The organism is Streptomyces sp. NPDC090499 (assembly GCF_044769305.1).
Taxonomy (GTDB): domain Bacteria; phylum Actinomycetota; class Actinomycetes; order Streptomycetales; family Streptomycetaceae; genus Streptomyces.
In genome coordinates this window covers 195,452-221,030 of sequence record NZ_JBIVXP010000001.1, presented here as the reverse complement: position 1 = coordinate 221,030, position 25,579 = coordinate 195,452, and the positions used below count along the sequence as shown (strand labels likewise).

General features: G+C 70.7%; 20 protein-coding genes. 11 read left to right on the top strand and 9 right to left on the bottom strand.

Annotated elements, in window-relative coordinates; genetic code table 11:
• Window positions 1-34 precede the first annotated feature (34 nt).
• Window positions 35-337 (top strand): hypothetical protein, encoded by a 303-nt coding sequence (locus tag ACIQVL_RS01035; protein WP_403435147.1) that lies wholly within the window; start codon window positions 35-37, stop codon window positions 335-337.
• A 115-nt stretch (window positions 338-452) separates the two neighbouring features.
• Entirely contained in the window at window positions 453-1,553 is a 1,101-nt protein-coding gene (locus tag ACIQVL_RS01030; RefSeq protein WP_403435149.1) for a calcium:proton antiporter, read from the top strand.
• A gap of 15 nt (window positions 1,554-1,568) precedes the next feature.
• On the opposite strand, the gene ACIQVL_RS01025 is transcribed toward ACIQVL_RS01030, so the two are convergent.
• Window positions 1,569-2,840 (bottom strand): MFS transporter, encoded by a 1,272-nt coding sequence (locus tag ACIQVL_RS01025; RefSeq protein ID WP_403435151.1) that lies wholly within the window; start codon window positions 2,838-2,840, stop codon window positions 1,569-1,571.
• Window positions 2,841-3,044: 204 nt separating this feature from the next.
• On the opposite strand from ACIQVL_RS01025, the gene aroQ reads away from it, so the two are divergent.
• A complete protein-coding gene (aroQ, locus tag ACIQVL_RS01020; protein WP_362581397.1) occupies window positions 3,045-3,518 on the top strand; it encodes a type II 3-dehydroquinate dehydratase in 474 nt (157 codons plus the stop codon).
• Window positions 3,519-3,522: 4 nt separating this feature from the next.
• Here the strand turns inward: aroQ and ACIQVL_RS01015 are convergent, their stop codons facing one another.
• The 5 genes from ACIQVL_RS01015 to ACIQVL_RS00995 form a co-directional block, all read right to left on the bottom strand.
• A complete protein-coding gene (locus ACIQVL_RS01015; RefSeq protein ID WP_403473932.1) occupies window positions 3,523-4,275 on the bottom strand; it encodes an amino acid ABC transporter ATP-binding protein in 753 nt (250 codons plus the stop codon).
• Window positions 4,272-5,201 carry an amino acid ABC transporter permease gene (locus ACIQVL_RS01010; RefSeq protein WP_403473931.1) on the bottom strand — a complete coding sequence of 310 codons (930 nt, stop codon included), beginning with the start codon at window positions 5,199-5,201 and terminating at the stop codon, window positions 4,272-4,274. The genes ACIQVL_RS01015 and ACIQVL_RS01010 overlap by 4 nt, the downstream gene beginning before the upstream one ends.
• Complete coding sequence (locus ACIQVL_RS01005; RefSeq protein WP_403435158.1) at window positions 5,198-6,082, bottom strand: ABC transporter substrate-binding protein; 885 nt, start codon at window positions 6,080-6,082, stop codon at window positions 5,198-5,200. Before ACIQVL_RS01005 ends, ACIQVL_RS01010 begins: the two co-directional genes overlap by 4 nt.
• Before the next feature lie 317 nt (window positions 6,083-6,399).
• Complete coding sequence (locus tag ACIQVL_RS01000) at window positions 6,400-7,056, bottom strand: MBL fold metallo-hydrolase (protein WP_403435160.1); 657 nt, start codon at window positions 7,054-7,056, stop codon at window positions 6,400-6,402.
• Window positions 7,057-7,111: 55 nt separating this feature from the next.
• Window positions 7,112-7,801 (bottom strand): maleylpyruvate isomerase family mycothiol-dependent enzyme, encoded by a 690-nt coding sequence (locus ACIQVL_RS00995; RefSeq protein WP_403473930.1) that lies wholly within the window; start codon window positions 7,799-7,801, stop codon window positions 7,112-7,114.
• 224 nt (window positions 7,802-8,025) lie between these two features.
• On the opposite strand from ACIQVL_RS00995, the gene uvrA reads away from it, so the two are divergent.
• The gene (gene uvrA, locus ACIQVL_RS00990) at window positions 8,026-11,091 is read left to right on the top strand and encodes an excinuclease ABC subunit UvrA (protein WP_403473929.1); all 3,066 of its coding nucleotides are present in this window, start codon (window positions 8,026-8,028) and stop codon (window positions 11,089-11,091) included.
• 137 nt (window positions 11,092-11,228) lie between these two features.
• On the opposite strand, the gene ACIQVL_RS00985 is transcribed toward uvrA, so the two are convergent.
• Window positions 11,229-12,146: a carbohydrate kinase gene (locus ACIQVL_RS00985; RefSeq protein WP_403473928.1), complete on the bottom strand. Its 918-nt coding sequence runs from the start codon at window positions 12,144-12,146 to the stop codon at window positions 11,229-11,231.
• Window positions 12,147-12,187: 41 nt separating this feature from the next.
• Window positions 12,188-13,255, bottom strand: a complete 1,068-nt coding sequence (locus ACIQVL_RS00980) for a LacI family DNA-binding transcriptional regulator (protein WP_403473927.1) — start codon at window positions 13,253-13,255, stop codon at window positions 12,188-12,190.
• 319 nt (window positions 13,256-13,574) lie between these two features.
• Here ACIQVL_RS00980 and ACIQVL_RS00975 point away from each other — a divergent pair, with 319 nt between their 5' ends.
• Entirely contained in the window at window positions 13,575-14,003 is a 429-nt protein-coding gene (locus tag ACIQVL_RS00975) for a Rieske (2Fe-2S) protein (protein ID WP_403473926.1), read from the top strand.
• 26 nt (window positions 14,004-14,029) lie between these two features.
• Here ACIQVL_RS00975 and ACIQVL_RS00970 read toward each other — a convergent pair whose 3' ends face one another.
• Entirely contained in the window at window positions 14,030-14,980 is a 951-nt protein-coding gene (locus tag ACIQVL_RS00970) for a hypothetical protein (RefSeq protein ID WP_403435171.1), read from the bottom strand.
• Between the two features lie 848 nt (window positions 14,981-15,828).
• Between ACIQVL_RS00970 and uvrC the strand changes: the two genes are divergently transcribed.
• From uvrC to gap, 6 genes are all read left to right on the top strand, one after another.
• Complete coding sequence (uvrC, locus tag ACIQVL_RS00965) at window positions 15,829-17,973, top strand: excinuclease ABC subunit UvrC (RefSeq protein WP_403473925.1); 2,145 nt, start codon at window positions 15,829-15,831, stop codon at window positions 17,971-17,973.
• The gene (gene rapZ / locus ACIQVL_RS00960) at window positions 17,970-19,016 is read left to right on the top strand and encodes an RNase adapter RapZ (RefSeq protein WP_403435175.1); all 1,047 of its coding nucleotides are present in this window, start codon (window positions 17,970-17,972) and stop codon (window positions 19,014-19,016) included. Before uvrC ends, rapZ begins: the two co-directional genes overlap by 4 nt.
• The gene (gene yvcK, locus ACIQVL_RS00955; RefSeq protein ID WP_403435177.1) at window positions 19,013-20,080 is read left to right on the top strand and encodes a uridine diphosphate-N-acetylglucosamine-binding protein YvcK; all 1,068 of its coding nucleotides are present in this window, start codon (window positions 19,013-19,015) and stop codon (window positions 20,078-20,080) included. Before rapZ ends, yvcK begins: the two co-directional genes overlap by 4 nt.
• Window positions 20,071-21,060: a DNA-binding protein WhiA gene (gene whiA, locus ACIQVL_RS00950; protein WP_089100932.1), complete on the top strand. Its 990-nt coding sequence runs from the start codon at window positions 20,071-20,073 to the stop codon at window positions 21,058-21,060. Before yvcK ends, whiA begins: the two co-directional genes overlap by 10 nt.
• Before the next feature lie 168 nt (window positions 21,061-21,228).
• Entirely contained in the window at window positions 21,229-24,183 is a 2,955-nt protein-coding gene (locus tag ACIQVL_RS00945; protein WP_403473924.1) for a M14 family zinc carboxypeptidase, read from the top strand.
• Window positions 24,184-24,457: 274 nt separating this feature from the next.
• Complete coding sequence (gene gap, locus ACIQVL_RS00940; RefSeq protein WP_403435181.1) at window positions 24,458-25,468, top strand: type I glyceraldehyde-3-phosphate dehydrogenase; 1,011 nt, start codon at window positions 24,458-24,460, stop codon at window positions 25,466-25,468.
• Window positions 25,469-25,579: the final 111 nt, after the last annotated feature.

Genomic DNA, 25,579 nt, shown 5'->3' with positions numbered 1-25,579 from the left:
GGTCCGGGGACGCCGCCGCCCGGTGGAGGCAACCGTGACATTCGTCCAGATCATCGACTTCGAGACCGACCGCATCGACGAGCTGAAGGCCCTCGCCGACGAGATGGGCAGCCGGCTCGCCGGCCGAGAGAACAGCCCCACCCGCCGCCTGATCCTCCGGGACCGGAACCGGCCGGGACGCTACCTCGGCGTGATCGAGTTCAACTCCTACGAGGAGGCCATGCAGAACAGCGACGACCCAGAGACGAGCAAGTTCGCCGAGCAGATGGCCGCCCTGTGCACCCGGCCGCCGTCGTTCACCGACTGTGACGTCGTGGACCTGACCGACTTCACGTAACCGCCCGACCGACGGCACCCGCACGTCCCGGGGGCCGCGCCGCGCCGACGGCAGGCCCCCGGGAGGCCGAAAGGACCGGAATGCGAAGCCCTTACGCCTCTGCCACCATCGCTGCATGATCATTCGGCTCAGGCCGCTCACCACCCAGTGGACGCTCCTCGTGCCGGTGCTCGCGGTCGTCCTGCTCCTGTTCACCTGGGGTCGCAGCCTGCCCGGCGCGGTCGTCGCGCTGGTCACCGTGGTCCTCGCCGCATCGGTCCTCGCCGCGGTCCATCACGCCGAGGTCGTGGCCCACCGGGTCGGCGAACCCTTCGGCTCCCTGGTCCTCGCCATCGCCGTCACGATCATCGAGGTCGCCCTGATCGTGACCCTCATGGTCGACGGCGGCGACAAGAGTTCCACCCTGGCCCGGGACACCGTCTTCGCGGCCGTGATGATCACCTGCAACGGCATCGTCGGCCTCTGCCTCCTCGTCGCCTCACTCCGCCACGGCACGGCGGTCTTCAACCCCGAGGGCACCGGCGCCGCCCTGGCGACCGTGGCCACCCTGGCCACGCTCAGCCTGGTGCTGCCGACCTTCACCACCAGCAAACCGGGCCCGGAGTTCTCCGGAGTGCAACTGACGTTCGCGGCCCTGTCGTCGCTGATCCTGTACGGCCTTTTCGTCGCCACCCAGACCGTGCGGCACCGCGACTACTTCCTGCCGATCACCCGGCAGGGCGACCCGATCACCGCCGACGACCACGCCGCGGTCCCGTCCGCGCGGGCCGCCTGGATCAGCCTCGGTCTGCTCGGTCTCGCTCTCGTCGGGGTCGTCGGACTGGCCAAGGGCGTCTCGCCGACGATCGAGTCCGGCGTGGCGGCGGCCGGCCTGCACCAGGCCGTGGTCGGCGTGGTCATCGCACTGCTGGTACTGCTCCCCGAGACCATCGCCGCCCTGCGCTCGGCCCGCCGGGACCGCGTGCAGACCAGTCTCAACCTGGCCCTCGGCTCGGCCATGGCCAGCATCGGCCTGACCATCCCGGCCGTGGCCCTGGCCTCCGTCTGGCTCTCCGGCCCCCTGGTCCTCGGCCTGAGCGCCACTCACATGCTGCTGCTCGCACTGACCGTGGTGGTCAGCTCCCTGACCGTGGTGCCGGGCCGGGCCACACCGCTGCAGGGCGGCGTCCACCTGGTGCTGTTCGCCGCCTACCTGGAACTGGCGATCAACCCGTAGCGGCCCCGGAGTTGCTCACCCGGCGACCGGCTCGACCGCTGCCACCGGCACCGGACGCGTCTCCGGCAGCAGCGCGAAGCAGCCCAGGCTCAACAGCGCGATCGCCGTCAGATACGCCCCTACGGCCCACGGAACGCGCCCGCTGTGCTCCGCCAGCGCCGTCGCCACGATCGGCGTCAGCGCGCCGCCGAGGACCCCGCCGAGGTTGTAGCCGACGGCGGCACCGGTGCAGCGCAACCTGGGCTCGTACAGCTCCGGCAGGTAGGCGGCGACCACCGCGAACATGGTGATGAAGGCGATCAGGGCACCGGTGAACCCGAGGAACATCAGCAGCGGCTGTCCGGTCGCGAGCAGCGCGACCATCGGGAACATCCACAGCGCCGAGGCCGTGCATCCCACCAGGCACAGCGCCCGGCGCCCGTAGCGGTCGCCCAGCAGGGCCATCACCGGCGTGAGCGACCCCTTCACGACGACGGCGGCCATGACGCAGGTCAGCATGACGGTACGGCTCACCCCGAGCCGCTCCGTTCCGTACGCCAGCGACCAGGTCGTCACCGCGTAGAACACCGCGTACCCGACCGCGAGCGCCCCCGCCGTCAGCAGCACCAGCCGCCAGTGGTGCCGTACGACCTCGGCGAACGGCATGCGCGCGGGCTCCTCGATCTCCAGGAACTGCGGACTCTCGGGGAGCGCCGAACGCAGCCACAGCCCGCTCAGTGCCAGCGCCCCGGCCGCCCAGAACGGCACCCGCCACCCCCACTGCGCGAACTGGGCGTCCGTCAGGGTCGCCGACAGGACCAGCATCACGCCGTTGGCGAGGAGGAAGCCGAAGGCCGGACCGATCTGCGGAAAGCTCGACCACAGGGCGCGCCGTCCGGCGGGCGCGTGCTCGGCGGTCAGCAACACCGCCCCGCCCCACTCCCCGCCGAGCCCCAGCCCCTGCAGAAAGCGCAGCACCAGCAGCAGCACGGGAGCGGCCATGCCGATCCTGTCGTACGCCGGCACGAACCCGACCGAGACCGTCGACGCCCCCGTCAGCAGCAGGGACGCGACCAGCACCGGACGCCGGCCGCGCCGGTCCCCGAGGTGCCCGAACAGCACCGAGCCCAGCGGCCGGGCCACGAACCCCACGCCGAACGTCCCGAACGCCGCCAGCGTCCCCGCGAGGGGTGAGAACGTCGGGAAGAACAGCGGCCCCAGGACGAGCGCCGCGGCCGTCCCGTAGACGAAGAAGTCGTAGAACTCGATCGCGGTCCCGGTGAGCGAGGCGGCCGCCAGCCGCAGCATCGAGGGGGTCCTTACGGTGCGTACATCAAGCATGCTCCGTCAACTACCCAGGGTGATCACGGGTTACGGGGGCGCGCGGTGGTGAGACGGCCCTCACAGGAGCCGCCGCGCACCGTGATAAACCGGAGCGAGCAGCGGTCCTCCCGGGCCGTTCGTCCTTCCCATGGATGTCCCACCGAGTTTGTCCCACGGACCGGAGGAATCGTGCCCCGCACCCTGGCCAACGCCCCGATCATGATCCTCAACGGGCCCAATCTGAACCTGCTCGGCCAGCGCCAGCCCGAGATCTACGGCTCCGACACCCTCGCGGACATCGAGGCCCTGTGCGCCAAGGCGGCGGCCGCGCACGGCGGCACCGTGGACTTCCGGCAGTCCAACCACGAGGGCGAACTGGTCGACTGGATCCACGAGGCACGCCTCGGCCACTGCGGGATCGTCATCAACCCAGGTGCCTACTCGCACACCTCGGTCGCGATCCTGGACGCCCTCAACACCTGTGACGGCATGCCCGTGCTGGAGGTCCACATCTCCAACATCCACAAGCGCGAGTCGTTCCGGCACCACTCCTACGTCTCCCTGCGCGCCGACGGAGTGATCGCCGGATGCGGTGTGCAGGGCTATGTGTTCGGCGTGGAGCGGGTGGCGGCACTGGTCGGCGCCGCCACCGCGGACGCGTAGCGCCTCAGAGCCGGCCGGCCTCCACGATCCGCCGCAGGAAGCGCCGGGTGCGCTCCTGCTGCGGGTCGCCGAACACCTGCTCGGCGGTGCCGCGTTCCAGTACGACGCCGCCGTCGAGGAAGCAGACCTGGTCGGCGACGTCCCGGGCGAAGCCCATCTCGTGCGTCGCCAGCACCATGGTCATCCCCTCGCCCTTGAGGCCACGGACCACGGTGAGCACCTCGCCCACCAGTTCCGGGTCGAGGGCGGCGGTGACCTCGTCGAGCAGCAGCAGCCGGGGCCGTACCGCCAGGGCGCGCACGATCGCCACCCGCTGTTGCTGACCGCCGCTCAGCCGGTCGGGATAGGCACCGGCCTTGCCGTCCAGTCCGAGGCGTTCGAGCAGCTCCCTGGCCCGCTCCTCGGCCTCCGCGCGGGAGACGCCGTGCACCCGACGCGGCGCCAGGGTGATGTTGTCCAGCACGGTCATGTGCGGGAAGAGGTTGTAGGCCTGGAAGACCACGCCGATACGGCGGCGCACCGCGTCCCGGTCGGCGCGCGGGTCGGTGATCTCCTCGCCGTCCAGCCAGATCGCGCCGTCGTCGATCTCCTCCAGGAGGTTGGCACAGCGCAGCAACGTGGACTTCCCGGACCCGGAGGCGCCGATCAGCGCCGTCACCGTGTGCGGGGCTACCTCAAGGTCCACGTCCCGCAGCACGACCGAGTCCCCGAACGTCTTGCGGACGGACTCCATGCGCAGCACAGGCGCGTCGCTCATATGGCTCCTCCCTGGGACCGCTGCCGGTCCATCCGGGCCGTCACCCAGTCCGTGAAGCGGGTCATCGGGATGGTCAACGCCACGAAGACCAGCCCGGCGACGATGTACGGCGTGTAGTTCAGGCTGCGCTGGGCGATGATGTCGGACGCCCGTACCGCGTCGATGGCGCCGCCGATGGAGACGAGCCCCGTGTCCTTCTGCAGTGACACCAGGTCGTTCAGCAGCGGCGGGACCTGACGGCGCACGGCCTGGGGGAGCACCACGTACCGCAGCGCCTGCCGGTTGGTCAGCCCGAGCGAGCGGGCCGCGGCGCGCTGCGAGGGGTGCACCGACTCGATGCCGGCGCGGAACACCTCGGCGACGTAGGCGGAGTACGTCAGCGTCAGCGCCGCACCGCCCAGCAGCACGGGGTCGACGGTCACACCCTGGAGGCGCAGTGCGGGCACCCCGAAGACCACGATCATCAGGTTGATGATCAGCGGCAGACCGCGGAAGAAGTCCGTGTAGGCCGCCGCCAGCGCGCGCAGGGGGAAGAAGACGGGCCCCGGCAGCGTACGGGCGATGGCGATCAGCATGCCCAGGACGAGCACCACTACGCCGCAGATCAGCAGCAGCCGGACGTTGAGCCACAGGCCTTCGAGGACCTTGGGGAACGCCTCGCGCGCGTACTGCCCGTCGAAGAAGGTCTCCTTGGTGCGCTCCCAGCCCGGCGCGCTGACCACGACCAGGTAGAGGACGACTGCCGTGACCAGGGTCGACAGCGCGGCGATCGCGGTCGCGCGACGGGCGCGGGCACGCCGGTAGCGCTCCCGCTCCAGCCGCCGCCCGGAGGGGGTGTAACCGTCGGCGCCCACGGGGGCACCGGCCGGCATGTCGCCCTTGTCGTCCGCGCCCTCCTGGCCGGACTCGTCCTTGGTGACCGTCACTTGAGCACCGGAGCGTCGACGGCGTCGGACAGCCACTGCTTCTCCAGCTTGGCCAGCGTGCCGTCCTTGCGCAGGGCGTCCACGGCCGACGTCACGCAGGACGTGAGGCCGCTGCCCTTGTCCAGCACGAGTCCGAACTGCTCGGGCGTGCCGCCCTGGTTCTCGAACTGGCCGACGATCCTGGCGTCCGTCACCTGGGCCGCGGTGACGTAGAAGGCCGTCGGCAGGTCGACGACGATCGCGTCCACCTGGCCGTTCTTGAGCGCCGAGATGGCCTGGTCGTTCTTGGAGAACGCGGCCGCCTCCTGCGACGGCTTCACCACGTCGCTGATGTAGTCGAGGCTGGTCGTGCCGACCTGGGCACCCAGCTTGAGACCCTTCAGATCCGCGATGCCCGTCGCCTTGGCGGCCTTGCTGCCCTTGAGCGCGACGACGGCCTGACGCACGTCGTAGTAGCCGGACGAGAAGTCCACGGCCTTCTTGCGCTCGGTGCTGATGGACACCTGGTTGATGTCGAAGTCGAAGGTCTTCACGCCGGGCGCGAACGCCTTGTTGAACGGCACGCTCTGCCAGACGACCGCGCTCTTGTCGTACCCCAGTTGCTTCGCCACGGCGTACGCGACCGCCGACTCGAAGCCCTCGCCGTTGGCCGGCTTGTCGTCCTTGAACCACGGCTCGTAGGCCGGTTCGTCCGTCGCGATCGTCAGCTTGCCGGAGGTCTGGGTGGCCAACTTGCCCTTGGCGCAGGTGGTTCCGGCCGACGAGGAGGACCCGCCGGACGCCTTGTCGTCCGGTTGCGGAGCGCAGCCGACGGCGGTGGCGAGCAGGGCTATGGTGGCAGCGGCGGCAGCGCGGCGCAGTGCGCTCGGGGCAGGGTGCATGGCGGGAGAGTGACAGCGAACGCCGCGTTTGTCCACGTCAAGCGGGTGTTTGTCCGCATAGTGGGAACGGGTGTTGCGGTCTTGTGAACGCTGCGCGCGCGGGGGCGGACACGCCGGGGCCGCCGGCCGAGGGCGGGGAATGATGACCGGCGGCCCGTACCGCGCAGGAGCCGTCATCCTGTGCGGGGCTGCCACCAGTTGACCGCGCGACGGCGTGCGCGGGGAGCGTGCGCCGGAGACCGGCGCGTGTGAACTCTTCACACGGGGCGCGCGATGGGCCTGCGCGCCCTGCGTTCACAACCGGCGCCCCCCGGAACTCACCACCCGCGCGCGTGCCACTCCGGCAGGTGCGGGCGTTCCGTGCCCAGGGTGGTGTCGTTGCCGTGCCCCGGGTACACCCAGGTCTCGTCCGGCAGCTCGCCGAAGATCTTCGTCTCGACGTCGTGGATCAGACTGGCGAAGGCCTTCGGGTCCTTGCGCGTGTTGCCGACACCGCCGGGGAAGAGGCAGTCCCCGGTGAAGACGTGCGGATGGCCGTGCGGGTCGTCGTAGACCAGGGCGATGGAGCCCGGGGTGTGGCCGACCAGATGGCGGGCGGTCAGCTCGACGCGGCCGACCCGGATCACGTCGCCGTCGCCGACCGGGACATCGGTGGTGACCGGGATGCCGGGGGCGTCCTCGCGGCCCGCGTACGTCCGGGCGCCGGTCGCGGCGACGACCTCGGCCAGCGCCTGCCAGTGGTCGCCGTGCTGATGCGTGGTGACGACGGACGCGATGCCGTCATCACCGATCATGCCGAGGAGCGTCTCCGCGTCGTTGGCCGCGTCGATCAGCAACTGCTCGTCGGTGGCGCGGCAGCGCAGCAGATAGGCGTTGTTGTCCATCGGCCCGACCGCGATCTTGGTGATCATCAGGTCCTTGAGCTCGTGCACGTCCGCCGGTCCGCCGACCGTCACCTCTCCGCTGTACGTCATGGCGGTCAGCCTATAGCGGGGAGCGCGTGCCGATGTGCCGCGCGCCGCACGCGCGCTACAGCGGTGGAAGCACGGGCAGGGCGCCGCCCTTCACGGCCAGGGCCGAGCCGTCGCGGCGGCCCGCGAGCCAGCCCAGCAGGTCGGCGGTGGAGCCCTCGACGGCGATCGGTCCGCCCGGCGCGCCGCCGCCCGTCGTCCAGACCTGGCCGCCGTCACTGCGCAGACCGGTCGGTGGGACCTCCCGGTGCCCGCCGAAGCGGTCCGCCAGGAAGTCGATCTCCCGCTCGGTGAACTCCGCCGGGAGGTCCTCCAGCTCGTACCCGATGCCGAGATCGACATGGTGCAGCTCGACCTCGGCCCAGCGACGGAACGGCACCCGGGCCGCGGTGTCGGTGACCCCGTTGCGCAGCTCCACCGTGCGCGTCCAGTCCGCGGGCTCGGCCGCCCGGGCCCGGAATCCGTCATGGCTCACACGCAGGTCTGCCAGCTGCGTGTCCAGCGCGCGCGGTGCGTCCCGCTCGATGTCGGCGTCCCGCGCCTCGGCGGAGACGTACATGGGACGTCCGTCCAGCGCGTTGCCGAGCGCGTCCGCGTTGCGGGCGAGGTGGGCCAGGACGTGACCGACCGTCCAGCCGGGCAGCCGTGACGGTCGCGCTCCGGCCGCGTTGTCCAGTGCGGCGGTTGCGGTGAGCAGCCGTTCGGTCGCTTCGTGTACAGACGCCAGGTCATGAGCGTGATCAATCATGGGGCTGACAGTAGCCCCGCCACACGTTCGGGTGAAGGTTTCGCACGGGCTCCGTAAATCGAATGCGCGTGCTATATCGTCGGTGGCGGCGTCGGGCATGCTGGATGGTCCGGGATTGTTTACGCATCCAGGAATCCGACCGGCGTTGTCAGTGGCTCCCCCTAGTCTGAAGAAGCACGGGGCCCTGCCCCTGTCACTTCTCTCAAGAAAGGTGCGGACCGGCTGTGGCCGACCGTCTCATCGTCCGTGGCGCGCGCGAGCACAACCTGAAGAACGTCTCGCTCGACCTGCCTCGTGACTCGCTCATCGTCTTCACGGGTCTGTCCGGGTCGGGCAAGTCCTCCCTGGCCTTCGACACGATCTTCGCCGAGGGCCAGCGCCGCTACGTGGAGTCGCTCTCCTCGTACGCCCGCCAGTTCCTCGGGCAGATGGACAAGCCGGACGTGGACTTCATCGAGGGCCTGTCCCCCGCGGTGTCCATCGACCAGAAGTCGACCTCGCGCAACCCGCGCTCGACGGTCGGCACCATCACCGAGGTCTACGACTACCTGCGGCTGCTCTTCGCGCGCATCGGCAAGCCGCACTGCCCCGAGTGCGGGCGCCCGATCTCCCGCCAGTCGCCGCAGGCCATCGTGGACAAGGTCCTGGAGCTGCCGGAGGGCAGCCGCTTCCAGGTGCTCTCGCCACTGGTGCGCGAGCGCAAGGGCGAGTTCGTCGACCTCTTCGCCGACCTGCAGACCAAGGGCTACTCCCGCGCGCGCGTGGACGGCGAGACCATCCAGCTCTCCGAGCCGCCGACCCTGAAGAAGCAGGAGAAGCACACCATCGAGGTGGTCGTCGACCGCCTCACGGTGAAGGACACCGCCAAGCGCCGCCTCACCGACTCCGTGGAGACCGCGCTCGGCCTGTCCGGCGGCATGGTCGTGCTCGACTTCGTCGACCTCCCCGAGGACGACCCGGAGCGCGAGCGCATGTACTCGGAGCACCTGTACTGCCCGTACGACGACCTGTCCTTCGAGGAGCTGGAGCCCCGCTCCTTCTCCTTCAACTCGCCCTTCGGCGCCTGCCCCGAGTGCACCGGCATCGGCACCCGCATGGAGGTCGACCCGGAGCTGATCGTCCCGGACGAGGACAAGTCGCTCGACGAGGGCGCCATCCACCCCTGGTCGCACGGCCACACCAAGGACTACTTCGGCCGCCTGATCGGCGCCCTCGCCGACGCGCTGGGCTTCCGCACCGACATCCCCTTCGCGGGGCTGCCCCAGCGTGCCAGGAAGGCCCTGCTCTACGGCCACAAGACGCAGATCGAGGTCCGCTACCGCAACCGGTACGGCCGCGAGCGCGTGTACACCACGCCCTTCGAGGGCGCCGTGCCGTTCGTCAAGCGCCGGCACAGCGAGGCCGAGAGCGACGCCAGCCGCGAGCGCTTCGAGGGCTACATGCGCGAGGTGCCCTGCCCGACCTGTCAGGGCACGCGCCTGAAGCCGATCGTCCTCGCGGTCACGATCATGGACAAGTCGATCGCCGAGGTCTCGGCGATGTCCATCAGTGACTGCGCCGACTTCCTGGGCGAGCTCAGGCTCAACGCGCGCGACAAGAAGATCGCCGAGCGCGTGCTCAAGGAGGTCAACGAGCGGCTGAAGTTCCTGGTCGACGTCGGCCTGGACTACCTCTCGCTGAACCGCGCGGCGGGCACCCTCTCCGGCGGCGAGGCCCAGCGCATCCGCCTGGCCACCCAGATCGGCTCCGGCCTCGTCGGCGTCCTGTACGTCCTCGACGAGCCGTCGATCGGCCTGCACCAGCGCGACAACCACCGGCTGATCGAGACCCTGGTCCGGCTGCGCGACATGGGCAACACGCTCATCGTCGTCGAGCACGACGAGGACACCATCAAGGTCGCCGACTGGGTCGTCGACATCGGCCCCGGCGCCGGCGAGCACGGCGGCAAGGTCGTGCACAGCGGCTCCCTGAAGGAGCTGCTGGCGAACGAGGAGTCGCAGACCGGCCAGTACCTGTCGGGCCGGAAGGCGATCCCGCTGCCCGACATCCGCCGCCCGCAGGACCCCTCCCGCCGGCTCACCGTGCACGGCGCCCGCGAGAACAACCTCCAGGACATCGACGTGTCCTTCCCGCTGGGCGTCTTCACGGCCGTCACGGGCGTGTCGGGATCCGGCAAGTCGACGCTGGTCAACGACATCCTGTACACGCACCTGGCCCGCGAGCTGAACGGCGCGCGGAACGTCCCGGGCCGGCACACGCGCGTGGACGGCGACGACCTCGTCGACAAGGTCGTGCACGTCGACCAGTCGCCCATCGGCCGCACCCCGCGGTCGAACCCGGCGACGTACACCGGCGTCTTCGACCACATCCGCAAGCTGTTCGCCGAGACCACCGAGGCGAAGGTCCGCGGCTACCTGCCCGGCCGCTTCTCCTTCAACGTCAAGGGCGGCCGCTGCGAGAACTGCGCGGGCGACGGCACCATCAAGATCGAGATGAACTTCCTCCCGGACGTCTACGTCCCGTGCGAGGTCTGCCACGGTGCCCGGTACAACCGGGAGACCCTGGAGGTCCACTACAAGGGCAAGTCCATCTCCGAGGTCCTGAACATGCCGATCGAGGAGGCCACGGCCTTCTTCGAGGCCGTCCCGTCGATCGCCCGCCACCTGAACACCCTGAAGGACGTCGGCCTCGGCTACGTCCGCCTCGGCCAGTCCGCGACCACCCTGTCCGGCGGCGAGGCGCAGCGTGTGAAGCTCGCCAGCGAGTTGCAGAAGCGCTCCACCGGCCGCACGGTCTACGTCCTGGACGAGCCCACCACCGGTCTGCACTTCGAGGACATCAGCAAGCTGCTGAAGGTCCTCGGGGGCCTGGTCGACAAGGGCAACACGGTCATCGTCATCGAGCACAACCTCGACGTGATCAAGACCGCGGACTGGGTCGTCGACATGGGTCCGGAGGGTGGCGCCGGCGGCGGACTCGTCGTCGCCGAGGGCACGCCCGAGGAGGTCGCGGCAGTCCCGGCCAGCCACACCGGCAAGTTCCTGCGCGAGATCCTCGGCGCGGACCGCATCAGCGACGCCAGTTCGGTGAAGGCGCCGCGCAGCACGGCGGCGAAGAAGACCGTCGCGGCGAAGAAGACGGTCGCGGCGAAGAAGACCGTCGCGGCCAAGTCGACGGTCAGAAAGACGGCGACCGCCACGACCGCCGACAACGCGGCCACGGAGAAGGCGGCCGGAGCCACGAAGAAGGCGACTCCCGCGAAGAAGGCGACGCGGGCCCGCAAGGCCTGAGGCCGCTGGGCGACGGGTTGGGAAAAATCCAGAAAAGTGCGGCGCCCCACGGGAACTTCCCGTGGGGCGCCGCACGTTCCACGAACAGCCGCCGGATTTCCGCGGCCACGAAGGACCTTGACTCCTCAACAGCGAAGTCAGAGAGCGAAGCCTTCGAGTTCGGAGGCGTACGGCGGTTCCGCACCCGCCCGGGAGCACGTGATCGCAGCCGCACGCGCCGCGAAGCGCAGCAGCCTCGTCCACCCGTCGGCGTCCAGTCCCAGGAGCGACTCGGCGGACAGGGCGTCCTGGACTGCCAGACCGTGCAGCAGAGCCGCGTTCACGGTGTCACCGGCGCCGATCGTGTCCACGACGGCGACCTCCTCACCGGGGACGGCGTACACGGTACCGTCGCGGGTGAAAGCGCTGAGACCGTCACCGCCGTGAGTGATCACCACGGCCGAGGGCCCCGCCGCCAGCCATTCGTGCGGGGTGCCGCCCAGCCACAGGGCGTCCTCCTCCGAGAGCTTGAGGAGGGTCACCGAGGGCAGCCAGCTCTTGAACCGGGCCCGGTAGGCGTCCGGATCCGCGATCAGACCCGCCCGGATGTTCGGGTCGAGTGCGGTGAACAGGCCCTGCCCGGCCGCGTCGCGCATCAGCTCCTCATAGGCGCTCGCCCCCGGTTCCAGGACGAGCGAGAGCGTGCCGAAGGAGACCGCCCGGGTCGTTGCGGGGAGGCCGGCGGGGGCGGTGAACAGGCGATCGGCCGTGCCCTCGACGTAGAAGGAGTAGGCGGCGGACCCCCGTGGGTCGATCGTGGCGGCCGCGAGGGTGGTCGGTTCCGGCCCGCGCTCCACCAGGGAGACGTCCACACCCGCCCGCCGCAGCCCGTCCAGCAGGGCCTCGCCGAAGGCGTCGCCGGAGGCGCGGGAGCAGAACGCGGTGGCGGAGCCCAGGCGGCCGAGGGCCACGGCGGTGTTGTACGGGCCGCCGCCGAGCGCCGGCTGCAGGGCCGCGAGGGCGCCCGTGCCCTGCGGTACCAGATCGATCAGGGCTTCACCGGCGACGACGATCACGAGAGGGTTCCTTTCCCGGGGTACTGAAGGGCGCTGGGGCATTACGGGTACCTGGGAGTGCTACGGGTACCAGCGGGGTCTGCGGTGGTGTCCTCCTCCCGGCACCCGCACGACGTCCGGTGCACGAAGGCACAGGGGAGCCGTACGGTCCGCGCGGGCCTGCCGGGTGAGGCCAGCCGTTCCAGGAGCACCCGGACCGCCTCGGCGCCGAGTTCCCTGCTCGGCTGGGCGATGGCGGTGAGCCTGGGTGAGAAAAGGTCGGCCCAGGCGAAGTCGTCGAAGCAGCACAGGGCGATGTCGTCCGGTACGGAACGGCCCCGCGTGCGCAGGGCGCGCAGGGCGCCGATGGTCATCGCGTTGTTGGCGGTGACCAGTGCCGTGGGCGGGGCGGCGAGCGCCAGCAGGGCGGCGGTGGCCTGCTCGGCAGCCGCCGACTCCGAATTGCCCGGGACGATGAGGTCCTCGTCCTGCGGCAGCCCGGCCGCGGTCAGCCCCCGTCGGTAGCCGGCGACCCGCTCGCCGGTGGTGCTCAGCCCGGGCAGCCCCGCGACCAGACCGATCCGGCGGTGCCCGAGACCGGCCAGGTGGGTGACGAGCCGGGCCGTCGGCTCGCTGTTCTCGGCGCAGACCTGGTCGAAGGGCGAGGCCGTGTCCGCACGGCCGTCGACGACCCGGTCGAGGAGGACGGTCGGTACGGCGTGGCGGCCGAGGTAGGCGAGGAGTGCGCGCGGGTCGGCGGAGGGAACGACGATCAGGCCGTCGACGCGGCGCTCGTGGAGGAGCTGGACGACCTTGCGTTCGTGCTCGGGGTCGTCGTGCGGGTCGGCGATGAGCAGGCTGTAGCCGTGCTCCAGGACGGCTGCCTCGACGCCCTGGAGGATCTCCGTGAAGTAGGGGTTGCTGATCGCGGACACCGCGAGCCCGATGGAGCGGGTGCGGGACGTGACCAGGGAGCGGGCGAGGGTGTTGGGTGTGTAGCCCAGTTCCTCGATGGCGTCGAGCACGGCCTGACGTGTGTGGGGCAGCACCGGGCGGGTCTCGTTCAGCACATGGGAGACGGTCGCCACGGAGACACCGGCGCTGCGGGCGACGTCGGCCATGGTGGGCATGAGGCTCCCCTTGTCGCTCCCGGCTCCCCGCTCCCTACTCCGGGCGAGGGCTCGGTGGTTCCGGCTCGGGCCGGCGGTTCCGGATCGGCACGTCGGTTCCCGTTCGCCGCCGCGGGATCTTCGGCTGGAAGCTACCCCATCCGACGCGGCCGCGTAAACGCTTGCGCAAGCGTTTACGCGCTATCGAGCGAGTCCCGCCCCCTGCTACGCCCCCACCCCGAAGCGGGACGATCCGCCCAGGTAGGGTCTTCCCGCACGGTCCGGGGCGGCTGTCTCCCGGCGCCCCGTACCGCCCGCCCCGATCCACCTGGAGCCCCTCGTGCCAGCCCGCCCCTTCACGAGCCGCCGTACCCTCCTGCGCGGAGCGGTCGTCACATCGGTCGCCGGACTGGGGGCGGCCGCCTGCAAGGCACCGGGCGGTGCGGCCACGGCGGACGCCACACCTACCGCGCCCGTCGACCTCGGAGCCGGGAGCGAGGTCGCCGAGGGCGGCGCCCGGCTCCACCGGGAGCACAACGTGGTCGTCAGCCGGTCCGCCGCAGGCGTGCTGAAGGCGTACAGCACGGTCTGCACGCACGCGGGGTGCCCGATCGACAGGCTCCAGGGCACGACCCTGGTCTGCCCCTGCCACGGCAGCGAGTTCGACGCCGTGACCGGGAAGGTGGTGCGGTCACCGGCCACCGAGCCGTTGAACGAACTGCCGGTCAAGGAGTCGAACGGCCGGATCGTGGCGGGACCCGGCGCCTGACCCGAGGACCGGGTGCCGGCGCCGGTTCATTCCCAGTCCCAGCCGATCCCCAGCAGTCCCGGCCGTACCCGGGGCTCGACCAGGTGGACGGAGCGGTGCAGCCCGCTCAGCGGCAGGGTCTGGCGGCCGCTGCGGGGGGCCGCCGCCGAGTGCTGGGCGAACCGGTGGCAGCGGGTCGGCAGTGCGTCGGTGGCGAAACGCACCTGAAGGGTGTACTGGCCGCCCGGAAAGCCGAAGCCGCGGACGTACTCGCGTGAGACACCTGCCGTGCCGTCCTCCACGGCGTAGCGGAAGAGGAAGGTGTCGCCGGAGCGCAGACGCGTGCCGAAGAGGAGTTCGGCGACGAGGAGGCCGGTCTCCTCGTCCGCACGGACACGACCCGCGCGGCAGTTCTCCAGCGCGCGCACGGTCATGTGCTGCGGGGCGCAGCCGGGGTCGCCGTGGTGGACGGCCACGAAGCGGTCGACGCCGTCCCGGTGGGCGCGCACGATGTGCTGCGACTCGCGGGCGGCCAGTTCACGGTGGGCGCCGATCCGCACCCGCTCGTGGTGTCCCAGGGTGTGCAGGCCGCCGTCGAGAGACCAGCCGAGTTCGCTCTGCAGCCGGTCGAGGACGTCGCAGGCCTCGATCAGGGAGCGGTAGGAGCGGGCGGCGGGGCGGCGCGCGGCGGGCTCCTGGTCGGTGGTCTCGGCGAGCAGCCGGATCAGGGACTCGTCCGGGAGCTGGAGTATCTCCTCCAGCGCGCGGACGGCCCGCAGCGACTCCGGGCGCTGCGGTCGGCGGGCCCCCTGCTGCCAGTAACTCAGGCTGGTGACGCCCACTTTGACGCCGTAGCGGGACAGGTGGTGCTGCACGCGCTGGAGCGGCAGCCCGCGGGCGGCGATCGCGGCGCGCAGGGCCACGTGGAAGGGGCCGCCGCGCAGGACCGAGTCCAGTTCCGCGGTCGCGACGTCCGCGTGCTGTGTGCCGTGCCGCATGCAGGGGGCCTTTCTGTCGGGGGGTTCAACGGCTGGTCAGGCCGTTGGCGCGGTTCGGGGCCACCCCGTCGGCGCCGAGGCGGCCGCACCTGGGCGGGCCGCGTCCGCAGGCCGTCGCTCACGGCCCCGAGTTCCCCCGCATTGAAGCGTGTTGACCAATCCCCGACAACACCTTCGGCCGGTCCCGGGCGCCCACCTGGCCGGGGCGCACCCCCGCCCACCGGCCGGAGGGTGCGGGCGTGGCCGTGCCGCTCTCGGCCAGGAGGCCGGGGATCGTTCGTGGGTGAGGGGTCGATTTGGGGAGGAAGCGGAGCAAGATCCGTCCCGAGCGGCGGAGCCGCGCCGGGCCGGTTGCCCACCGGGTCCGCGTCCGGGGTGCGCCGGAACGGCTCGCGACGTCGCCGAGGTGTCCGATTCCGCGATCCGCCCGCCAGGTGGGCAGACCGCGAGCCGCCGGCCGCGGGGGCCGGCTGCGCGCTGTGCTCGCCCGGAGGCGCGCAGTCCCCGCACCGACTTCCGACCGTGCGTCGCCGTCCGCCGCTGTCCCCGGCCTGCCGCCGGTGCTGGGCCGCCGAGCTGCCCCTGCTCACCGGCCGCGAAGCCCTGCCGCCCACTCGGCCGGGCGTCCGAAACCCCAGGCAGGCCTGGTACCCCTCCCTGTCCCGCAGACCCGGCCGCCCTGTCCCAGCCGCCCTGTCCCGGCCGCTCCGTCCCGTCGGCTCTGCATCCGGAGCCCTGGTGCCCCCCCTGGCTCCCGCCCTCGCCCCCGCCGCCCCGCCCGGCCCCGTCCGCCCACGGTTGTCCACAGGCTCGTCGCGGTGTCGGTGCTCGCCAGTAGGGTGTGAGACATGGCCGACCCCTCCAGCTACCGCCCCAAGCCGGGACAGATCCCGGACACTCCCGGGGTGTACAGGTTCCGTGACGAGCACCGCCGGGTGATCTACGTCGGAAAGGCGAAGAGCCTGCGCCAGCGCCTGGCGAACTACTTCCAGGACCTGGCGAGCCTGCACCCCCGCACCCGGACGATGGTCACCACCGCAGCGTCCGTGGAGTGGACCGTGGTGTCCACGGAGGTCGAGGCACTCCAGCTGGAGTACTCCTGGATCAAGGAGTACGACCCCCGCTTCAACGTGAAGTACCGCGACGACAAGAGCTACCCCTACCTCGCGGTGACGATGAACGAGGAGTTCCCGCGGGTCCAGGTGATGCGCGGTCACAAGAAGAAGGGCGTGCGCTACTTCGGGCCGTACGGCCATGCGTGGGCGATCCGGGACACCGTCGACCTGCTGCTGCGCGTGTTCCCGGTGCGCACCTGCTCGGCCGGCGTGTTCAAGAACGCCGCCCGCACCGGCCGCCCCTGCCTGCTCGGCTACATCGGCAAGTGCTCGGCCCCCTGCGTCGGCCGGATCGAGCCGGAGGAGCATCGCGAACTGGCCGAGGAGTTCTGCGACTTCATGGCCGGCCGCACCGGCACCTATCTCCGCCGTCTGGAGCAGCGGATGACGGACGCCGCCGAGGAGATGGAGTACGAGCGGGCCGCCCGGCTGCGCGACGACATCGAGGCCCTGAAGAAGGCCATGGAGAAGAACGCGGTCGTGCTCGCCGACGCGACCGACGCCGACCTCATCGCCGTCGCGGAGGACGAGCTGGAGGCGGCCGTCCAGATCTTCCACGTCCGCGGCGGACGCGTGCGCGGCCAGCGCGGCTGGGTGACGGACAAGGTGGAGGACGTCACCACGGGTGCCCTCGTCGAGCACGCCCTCCAGCAGCTCTACGGCGAGGAGACCGGTGACGCCGTCCCCAAGGAGGTACTGGTCCCGGCCCTGCCCGAGCCGGTCGAGCCGGTCCAGGAATGGCTCACCGACCGCCGCGGGTCGAACGTCTCGCTGCGCATCCCGCAGCGTGGCGACAAGAAGGCCCTGATGGAGACCGTGCAGCGCAACGCCCAGCAGTCGCTCGCCCTCCACAAGACCAAGCGCGCCTCCGACCTCACCACGCGTTCGCGCGCGCTGGAGGAGATCGCCGACGCCCTGGAGCTGGACAGCGCCCCGCTGCGCATCGAGTGCTACGACATCTCGCACCTGCAGGGCGACGACGTGGTGGCCTCCATGGTCGTCTTCGAGGACGGCCTGCAGCGCAAGAGCGAGTACCGCCGCTTCCAGATCAAGGGCTTCGCCGGCCAGGACGACGTGCGCTCCATGCACGAGGTGATCACCCGCCGCTTCCGCCGCTACCTCGCCGACAAGGAGCGGACCGGCGAATGGGCGGAGGACGGCGCCGAGGACGCCGGCACGGACTCCGGCACCGCCACGGCCTCCGAAACCCGTACCCACAGTGAGAGCCACCCCCGCACCGACCCCGACGCCGGGCCCGTCAACGGTTTCAAGGACGAGGACGGCCGTCCCAGGAAGTTCGCCTACCCGCCCCAGCTCGTGGTCGTCGACGGCGGCCGGCCGCAGGTCGCCGCCGCGAAGCGGGCGCTCGACGAGCTCGGTATCGACGACATCGCCGTCTGTGGCCTCGCCAAGCGGCTCGAAGAGGTCTGGCTGCCCGAGGACGACGACCCGGTGGTCCTGCCCCGCACCAGCGAGGGCCTCTACCTGCTCCAGCGCATCCGTGACGAGGCGCACCGCTTCGCCATCACCTACCAGCGCACCAAACGGGCCAAGCGCTTCCGCTCCAGCCCCCTGGACGACGTACCGGGGCTCGGCGAGACCCGGAAACAGGCGTTGATCAAGCATTTCGGCTCGGTGAAGAAGCTGCGGTCCGCCACAATCGAGCAGATCCAGGAAGTGCCCGGGATAGGCCGCAAGACGGCCGAGACCATCGCCGTGGCACTCGCCCAGGCGGCCCCGGCCGCACCCGCCGTGAACACGGCGACCGGAGAGATCATGGATGACAGGGAAGACGAGGCGCCCGAGACGACGGCGGACGCCTCGGGGGAGCCCGTACCCGCGGGCGCCCCGGACGATCGACGGGGCCAGGAGAGATGACCGAGCACGACGCACAGCCCACAGCACAGCGAGATCCGGCGTTCAGCGAAACGCAGGGCGAGCCCGAGGAAACCCACATCGAGGCGCGCCAGGATCAGCCGCAGGAAGCGCAAGCCGAAGCGGACCAGGAAAACGGAGCAGAAGTGAGTACGGACGCCACCGCTGCCGGGGTGCCGGAGGCGGCCATCCCCGAGCTGGTGATCATCTCCGGCATGTCGGGAGCCGGCCGTTCCACGGCGGCGAAGTGCCTGGAGGACCTCGGCTGGTTCGTCGTGGACAACCTCCCGCCGGCCCTCATCCCCACCATGGTCGAGCTGGGCGCCCGCTCGCAGGGCAACGTGGCGCGGATCGCGGTCGTCGTCGACGTGCGCGGCCGGCGCTTCTTCGACAACCTGCGAGAGTCCCTCGCCGACCTCGACAGCCGGAGCGTCACCCGCCGGATCGTCTTCCTGGAGTCCTCCGACGACGCCCTGGTCCGCCGCTTCGAGTCGGTGCGCCGCCCGCACCCGCTGCAGGGCGACGGCCGGATCGTCGACGGCATCGCCGCCGAGCGGGAGCTGCTGCGTGAGCTGCGCGGCGACGCCGACCTGGTGATCGACACCTCCAGCCTCAACGTGCACGAGCTGCGCGCCAAGATGGACGCCCAGTTCGCCGGCGAGGAGGAGCCCGAGCTGCGGGCGACGGTGATGTCGTTCGGCTTCAAGTACGGCCTGCCGGTCGACGCCGACCTGGTCGCCGACATGCGGTTCCTGCCGAACCCGCACTGGGTGCCGGAGCTGCGCCCCTACACCGGCCTCAACGAGGAGGTGTCGGCGTACGTCTTCAACCAGCCGGGCGCCAAGGAGTTCCTCGACCGCTACGCCGAGCTGCTGCGACTGATCGCGACGGGGTACCGGCGGGAGGGCAAGCGCTACGTGACGATCGCCATCGGCTGCACGGGCGGCAAGCACCGCTCGGTCGCCGTGTCCGAGAAGCTCGCTGCCCGCCTGGCCGCCGAGGGAGTGGAGACCGTAGTCGTGCACCGGGACATGGGGCGCGAGTGACCGAGCGCAGTCCACGGCTGAGCAGGCTGCGCCGGATGGTGCCCGAGTCCCGTGCCGGCCGTCCCGTCGAGGCCCGCGGCGCCCGGCCGCGCCGGCGCGGTGCCCAGCCCAAGGTGGTCGCCCTCGGCGGCGGCATGGGCCTGTCCGCCTCGCTCGCAGCCCTGCGGCGGATCACCGGCGACCTCACCGCCGTCGTCACCGTGGCCGACGACGGCGGCTCCAGCGGGCGCCTGCGCGACGAGCTGGGTGTGCTCCCGCCGGGTGATCTCCGCAAGGCCCTCGCCGCCCTGTGCGGTGACGACGAGTGGGGGCAGACCTGGGCCCGTGTCATCCAGCACCGCTTCCAGTCCAAGGGCGACCTGCACGAGCACGCGGTCGGCAATCTGCTGATCGTCGCCCTGTGGGAGCAGCTCGGCGACCACGTCCAGGCCCTGGACCTGGTCGGCAGGCTGCTCGGCGCGCACGGGCGTGTGCTGCCTATGTCCGCCGTGCCGCTGGAGCTGCAGGCCCTGGTCAAGGGGCACGACCCGGAGCGGCCGGAGGAGGTGGACCTCGTCCGCGGGCAGGCCACCGTGGCGCTCACGCCCGGCGAGGTGCAGTCCGTGCACCTGGTGCCGCACGACCCGCCGGCCGTGCCGGAGGCGGTGGCGGCCGTCCTGGACGCGGACTGGGTGGTGCTCGGCCCCGGCTCCTGGTTCTCGTCGGTGATCCCGCACCTGCTCGTCCCCGATCTGCTGGACGCGCTGACCGAGACCAAGGCCCGCAAGGTCCTCTCGCTGAACCTGGCACCGCAGCCGGGAGAAACCGAAGGCTTCTCACCGCAGCGTCATTTGGAGGTTTTGGGGCGACACGCCCCTAAACTCGCCCTGGACGTGGTGCTGGCCGACGAGGCCGCCGTGCCCGACCGCGACTCGCTCACCGAGGCCGCCAAGCGGCTGGGAGCCGCGGTCGAGCTGAGCCCCGTGGCCCGGACCGACGGTTCACCCCGGCACGACCCGGAGCTGTTGGCCGCCGCGTACGACCGTATTTTTCGGATGCATGGAAGGATCGGCCCATGGCGATGACGGCAGCGGTGAAGGACGAGATCTCCCGGCTACCCGTCACCCGGACCTGCTGCCGGAAGGCGGAGGTCTCCGCCATTCTGCGGTTCGCGGGCGGCCTCCACCTGGTGAGCGGGCGCATCGTGATCGAGGCGGAGCTGGACACCGCGATGGCGGCCCGGCGCCTCAAGCGGGACATCCTGGAGATCTTCGGTCACAGCTCCGAGCTGATCGTGATGGCACCCGGCGGGCTGCGCCGCGGCTCCCGGTACGTCGTGCGGGTGGTGGCGGGCGGCGACCAGCTGGCCCGCCAGACGGGTCTGGTGGACGGCCGGGGCCGGCCGATCCGGGGCCTGCCCCCGCAGGTCGTCTCCGGAGCCACCTGCGACGCGGAGGCGGCCTGGCGCGGCGCCTTCCTGGCGCACGGTTCGCTGACCGAGCCCGGCCGCTCCTCCTCCCTGGAGGTGACCTGCCCGGGCCCGGAGGCCGCGCTGGCGCTGGTCGGCGCCGCCCGCCGGCTGTCCATCGCCGCGAAGGCCCGTGAGGTGCGCGGGGTGGACCGGGTGGTCGTCCGTGACGGTGACGCGATCGGCGCCCTGCTGACCCGCCTCGGCGCGCACGAGTCGGTGCTGGCCTGGGAGGAGCGCCGGATGCGCCGTGAGGTCCGCGCCACCGCGAACCGCCTCGCCAACTTCGACGACGCCAACCTGCGCCGCTCCGCTCGCGCCGCCGTCGCGGCCGGAGCCAGGGTCCAGCGAGCCCTGGAGATCCTCGCCGACGAGGTGCCCGAGCACCTTGCGGCGGCCGGCCGGCTGCGCATGGAGCACAAGCAGGCCTCCCTGGAGGAGCTGGGTGCGCTCGCCGACCCGCCGCTCACCAAGGACGCCGTCGCGGGACGGATCCGCCGGCTGCTCGCGATGGCCGACAAGCGTGCGTCCGATCTGGGCATCCCGGGCACCGAGGCCAACCTCTCCGAGGAACTGGCCGACAACCTCGCAGGCTGAGGCACCGTCACCCCACCGGTGCCGATGGTCACGACGGCCGTCGGCACCGGTGTTTACGTCCCTTTTAAGCCACCGTGAACTGGCCATGAGGCGCCCTTGACTGGATCATGAAGTGTCATGAGCCTGGCAGGAGTTCGCCGCCGTGGCGAACCACTGCTAGGGGGGTTCATGAGACACAGAGCGAGATCGATCCTCGCTGTCGGCGCGCTCCTGATCGGCTCGGCCGCACTCGCACCCATGGCCCAGGCGCAGACCGCAAGCTCGGCGAAACCCGACCCCGACCAGGTCAAGGTCTTCCACGCCGACGTCACCAGGAAACAGATTCCCCTCCTGCTCGAAGCCGGGCAGGACGGCAACGAACTCGGCGACCAGGTCACCGGATCCGGAAAGACGGAAGTCGAGCTGTACCTGACCGACCAGCAGGCGAAGAAGCTGGAGAAGCAGGGCGTCGACCTCACCGAGCACACGGTGTCGGCCAAGGCGGAGGCCCGGGTCGAGGGTGCCTCCCAGGGCGTGTTCCGCCCGTACAGCGGCACCGGCGGTCTCGAACAGGAGATCCTCGCGACCGCGCAGGCCAACCCCGGTCTCACCAAGGTCGAATCCATCGGCAGGACGGTCGACGGGCAGGACATCCTCGCGCTCAAACTGACCAAGGGCGCGAAGAAGTCGAAGGACGGCTCCAGGCCGTCCGTGCTGTACGTGTCCAACCAGCACGCGCGCGAATGGATCACGCCGGAGATGACCCGCCGGCTGATGCACTACTACCTGGACAACTACAGCACCGACAAGCGCATCAAGAAGATCGTCGACTCGACCGAGCTGTGGTTCGTGCTGTCCGCCAACCCCGACGGCTACGACTACACCTTCCAGAACTCCGACACCCGTCTGTGGCGCAAGAACCTGCGGGACGTCAACGGCGACGGGGTCATCAGCACGGGTGACGGCGTCGACCTCAACCGCAACTTCGGCTACAAGTGGGGCTACGACGACGAGGGATCGTCCCCCAACCCCACCAGCGAGACCTACCGCGGCGCGAGCCCCGAGTCCGAGCCCGAGACCAAGGCGCTGGACGACTTCGAGAAGCGGATCGGGTTCACGTACGGCATCAACTACCACTCCGCCGCCGAACTCCTCCTCTACGGCGTCGGCTGGCAGGTGGCCACGCCCACCCCGGACGACGTCCTCTACAAGGCGCTCGCCGGCACCCCGGACAACCCGGCGATCCCCGGCTACCACTCGCAGGTCTCCTCGGAGCTGTACACCACCAACGGCGAGGCGGACGGGCACGCGTCGAACGTCAACGGCATGGCGATGTTCACCCCCGAGATGTCGACCTGTCAGACCGCTTCGAACATCGACCCGAACGACGCCTGGAACGCCGCCGACTGCCAGTCGGTCTTCAACTACCCGGACGACGAGAAGCTGATCCAGGACGAGTTCGAGAAGAACATCCCCTTCGCGCTCTCCGTCGCCGAGACCGCCGCCCACCCCGACCAGCCGGTCTCCTCGGTGGGCCTGAGTGCCGCCGACTTCACCCCGGCGACGTTCGCCACGTCGTACTCGCGCGGTGCCGACCAGGAGGTCTCGGTCGTCGTCCGCAAGGCGATCCGCGACAAGGAGCTCAAGTATCGCGTCAACGGCGGCCGCACCCTCGACATGGCGCTGAAGCGCTGGAAGGGCGGCGAGACCTACGGCGGCGACGACAACCTCTACTTCGACGAGTACCGGGCCAAGGTGAAGGACGGCGACCCGGGCGACAAGGTCGAGGTGTGGTCCACCGGTGAGACGAAGAGCGGCAAGAAGGTCTCCGGCCCGCACTTCACGTACACCGTCGCCGAGCTGCCCAAGGCGGACACCCTGGTGGTCGCCGAGGAGGGCGCCAAGGCCACCCAGGCGCAGACCTACGTCGACGCGCTGAAAGCGGCCGGGCACAAGGCGGTCGTCTGGGACGTCGCGACCCAGGGCGCGCCCGACGCGCTCGGCGTGCTCAAGCACTTCAAGACCGTCGTCCACTACTCGGGTACGAGCGGTCCGGGCAACGACACCCAGCTCCAGCTGCGCGCCTACCTCAACGAGGGCGGCAAGCTGATCGAGGCCGGCGAACTGGCCGGCGGCAGCGTGAACCTTGCCGACGGCACCCCGTCGGACGACTTCAGCCAGTACTACCTGGGCGCCTACTCCCGTACCTCGACACCCGGGGCCACCGGCTTCACCGGCTCCGGCACCCTGGACGGCTTCAGCGGGCCCCTGAGCGGCACCGCCGCCAACCCCCTCGACAAGGCCGGGACCTACGCGGTCACCTCCGACGAGCTCTCGCCCGGCACGTACCCCCAGTTCGCCAGCGCGGGCGCCGGCCAGTTCGCCGGCACCGTCAACCCGTACGGGCCGTACTCCGGGTCGTACATGGCCGCGGCCGTCCACACCGACGATTCCTACAAGCGCCTCACCCGCACCATCGACCTCACCGGTGTCACCGCGTCCCAGCAGCCGACCCTCGGCGCCAGGCTGCTGTGGGACACCGAACCCGGCTACGACCACGCGGTCGTCGAGGCGCACGTCGTCGGCGCCGACGACTGGACGACCCTGCCGGACAAGGGCGGCGCCACCAGCAGTGCCGTACCGAGCGAGTGCGGGGCGGGCTTCCTGATCGCCGAGCACCCGTGGCTGAAGCACTACCTGACCATCGCGGACGGCCGGTGCACCGCGAGCGGCACCAGCGGCTCCTGGAACAGCTTCACCGGCAGCTCGGCGGGCTGGCAGCCGGTGAGCTTCGACCTGAGCGCGTACGCCGGGAAGACCGTCGAGATCTCCATCGGCTACATCACCGACCCGAGCACCGGCGGGCACGGCGTCCTTCTCGACGACGCCTCGCTCGTGCTCGGCGGCGCGGCCACCGAGACCGAGGGCTTCGAGACCTCCCTCGGCCCCTGGAGCGTGGCCGGCCCGCCCGCGGGCAGCCCGGCCGTCCTCAAGGACTGGGAGCGCACCGGGACGCTGTTCCGGACGTACGGAGCGGTCACCACCGATCGCACCGTGCTGCTCGGTTTCGGCCTGGAACAGGTCGGTTCCGCGGCCGATCGTGCCGCTCTGGTGAAGAAGGCGTTGACAGCACTCGACAACTGACGCCGACGGCAGGCGACAAGTGAGCCGACCCGCTCACGAACGAGTGAAAGGGCGGCGAATACGGGTCGGCATTTCGTGACAAAACGGTGCTATCCGACCACCGATCCGAGACGGTCCGTACCCCTACTGGCGGGTACGGACCGCCTCGCCGTGTATGGGGCATCTGGATGTCACCGCGGAAGCCTCAGGGAGGTAGGGTCATGGGTGGTCGGGGACATCCCAAATACAGCTCGCCGGCACCGCATGGCCGGCGTACCAACGAGGAGATCGGTTCGTGACGATCCGCGTAGGCATCAACGGCTTCGGTCGTATCGGTCGCAACTACTTCCGCGCGCTGCTGGAGCAGGGCGCTGACATCGAGATCGTGGCTGTCAACGACCTGGGTGACACCGCGACCACCGCACACCTGCTGAAGTACGACACGATCCTCGGCCGCCTCAAGGCCGAGGTGTCGCACACCGCCGACACGATCACCGTCGACGGCCACACCATCAAGGTGCTGTCCGAGCGCAACCCCGCCGACATCCCGTGGGGCGACCTGGGCGTCGACATCGTCATCGAGTCGACCGGCATCTTCACCAACAAGGACGACGCCGCCAAGCACATCGCGGGCGGCGCCAAGAAGGTCCTCATCTCGGCTCCGGCCAAGAACGAGGACATCACCATCGTCATGGGTGTCAACCAGGACAAGTACGACGCGGCCAACCACCACGTCATCTCCAACGCCTCCTGCACCACCAACTGTGTGGCGCCGATGGCCAAGGTCCTCGACGAGAACTTCGGCATCGTCAAGGGCCTGATGACGACGGTGCACGCGTACACCAACGACCAGCGCATCCTGGACTTCCCGCACAAGGACCTGCGTCGCGCGCGGGCCGCCGCGGAGAACATCATCCCGACCACCACCGGTGCCGCCAAGGCCACCGCGCTGGTCCTCCCGCAGCTCAAGGGCAAGCTGGACGGCATCGCCATGCGCGTCCCGGTCCCGACCGGCTCCGCCACGGACCTGGTCGTGACGCTGCAGCGCGAGGTCACCAAGGACGAGGTCAACGCCGCGTTCAAGAAGGCCTCCGAGGACGGCGACCTGAAGGGCTACCTGGCGTACACCGAGGACGAGATCGTCTCCTCGGACATCGTCGGCGACCCGGCCTCCTGCACCTTCGACTCCTCCCTGACCATGGTCCAGGAGGGCAACACGGTGAAGATCCTCGGCTGGTACGACAACGAGTGGGGCTACTCCAACCGCCTCGTCGACCTCACGGTCTTCGTCGGCGAACAGCTCTGATCGGCCGAACAGGCACCACGATGCGGTAGCAGGGCTCGGGCAGCGCACGGTCGCGCCGCCCGGGCCCTGACGCGCGTAAGGATCGACCCGGCCGCATACGGTTCGATCAGT

What these genes read in the sequence shown, in the direction of transcription:
- ACIQVL_RS00980 (WP_403473927.1), bottom strand. Translation starts at nt 13,255, where the DNA reads ATGCCCACCATGGCCGACGTCGCCCGCAGCGCCGGTGTCTCCGTGGCG.
- uvrC (WP_403473925.1), top strand. Translation starts at nt 15,829, where the DNA reads ATGGCCGACCCCTCCAGCTACCGCCCCAAGCCGGGACAGATCCCGGAC.
- ACIQVL_RS01025 (WP_403435151.1), bottom strand. Translation starts at nt 2,840, where the DNA reads ATGCTGCGGCTGGCGGCCGCCTCGCTCACCGGGACCGCGATCGAGTTC.
- ACIQVL_RS01030 (WP_403435149.1), top strand. Translation starts at nt 453, where the DNA reads ATGATCATTCGGCTCAGGCCGCTCACCACCCAGTGGACGCTCCTCGTG.
- ACIQVL_RS00970 (WP_403435171.1), bottom strand. Translation starts at nt 14,980, where the DNA reads ATGCGGCACGGCACACAGCACGCGGACGTCGCGACCGCGGAACTGGAC.
- ACIQVL_RS00945 (WP_403473924.1), top strand. Translation starts at nt 21,229, where the DNA reads ATGAGACACAGAGCGAGATCGATCCTCGCTGTCGGCGCGCTCCTGATC.
- ACIQVL_RS01000 (WP_403435160.1), bottom strand. Translation starts at nt 7,056, where the DNA reads ATGACGTACAGCGGAGAGGTGACGGTCGGCGGACCGGCGGACGTGCAC.
- whiA (WP_089100932.1), top strand. Translation starts at nt 20,071, where the DNA reads ATGGCGATGACGGCAGCGGTGAAGGACGAGATCTCCCGGCTACCCGTC.
- ACIQVL_RS01015 (WP_403473932.1), bottom strand. Translation starts at nt 4,275, where the DNA reads ATGAGCGACGCGCCTGTGCTGCGCATGGAGTCCGTCCGCAAGACGTTC.
- rapZ (WP_403435175.1), top strand. Translation starts at nt 17,970, where the DNA reads ATGACCGAGCACGACGCACAGCCCACAGCACAGCGAGATCCGGCGTTC.
- ACIQVL_RS01005 (WP_403435158.1), bottom strand. Translation starts at nt 6,082, where the DNA reads ATGCACCCTGCCCCGAGCGCACTGCGCCGCGCTGCCGCCGCTGCCACC.
- ACIQVL_RS00995 (WP_403473930.1), bottom strand. Translation starts at nt 7,801, where the DNA reads ATGATTGATCACGCTCATGACCTGGCGTCTGTACACGAAGCGACCGAA.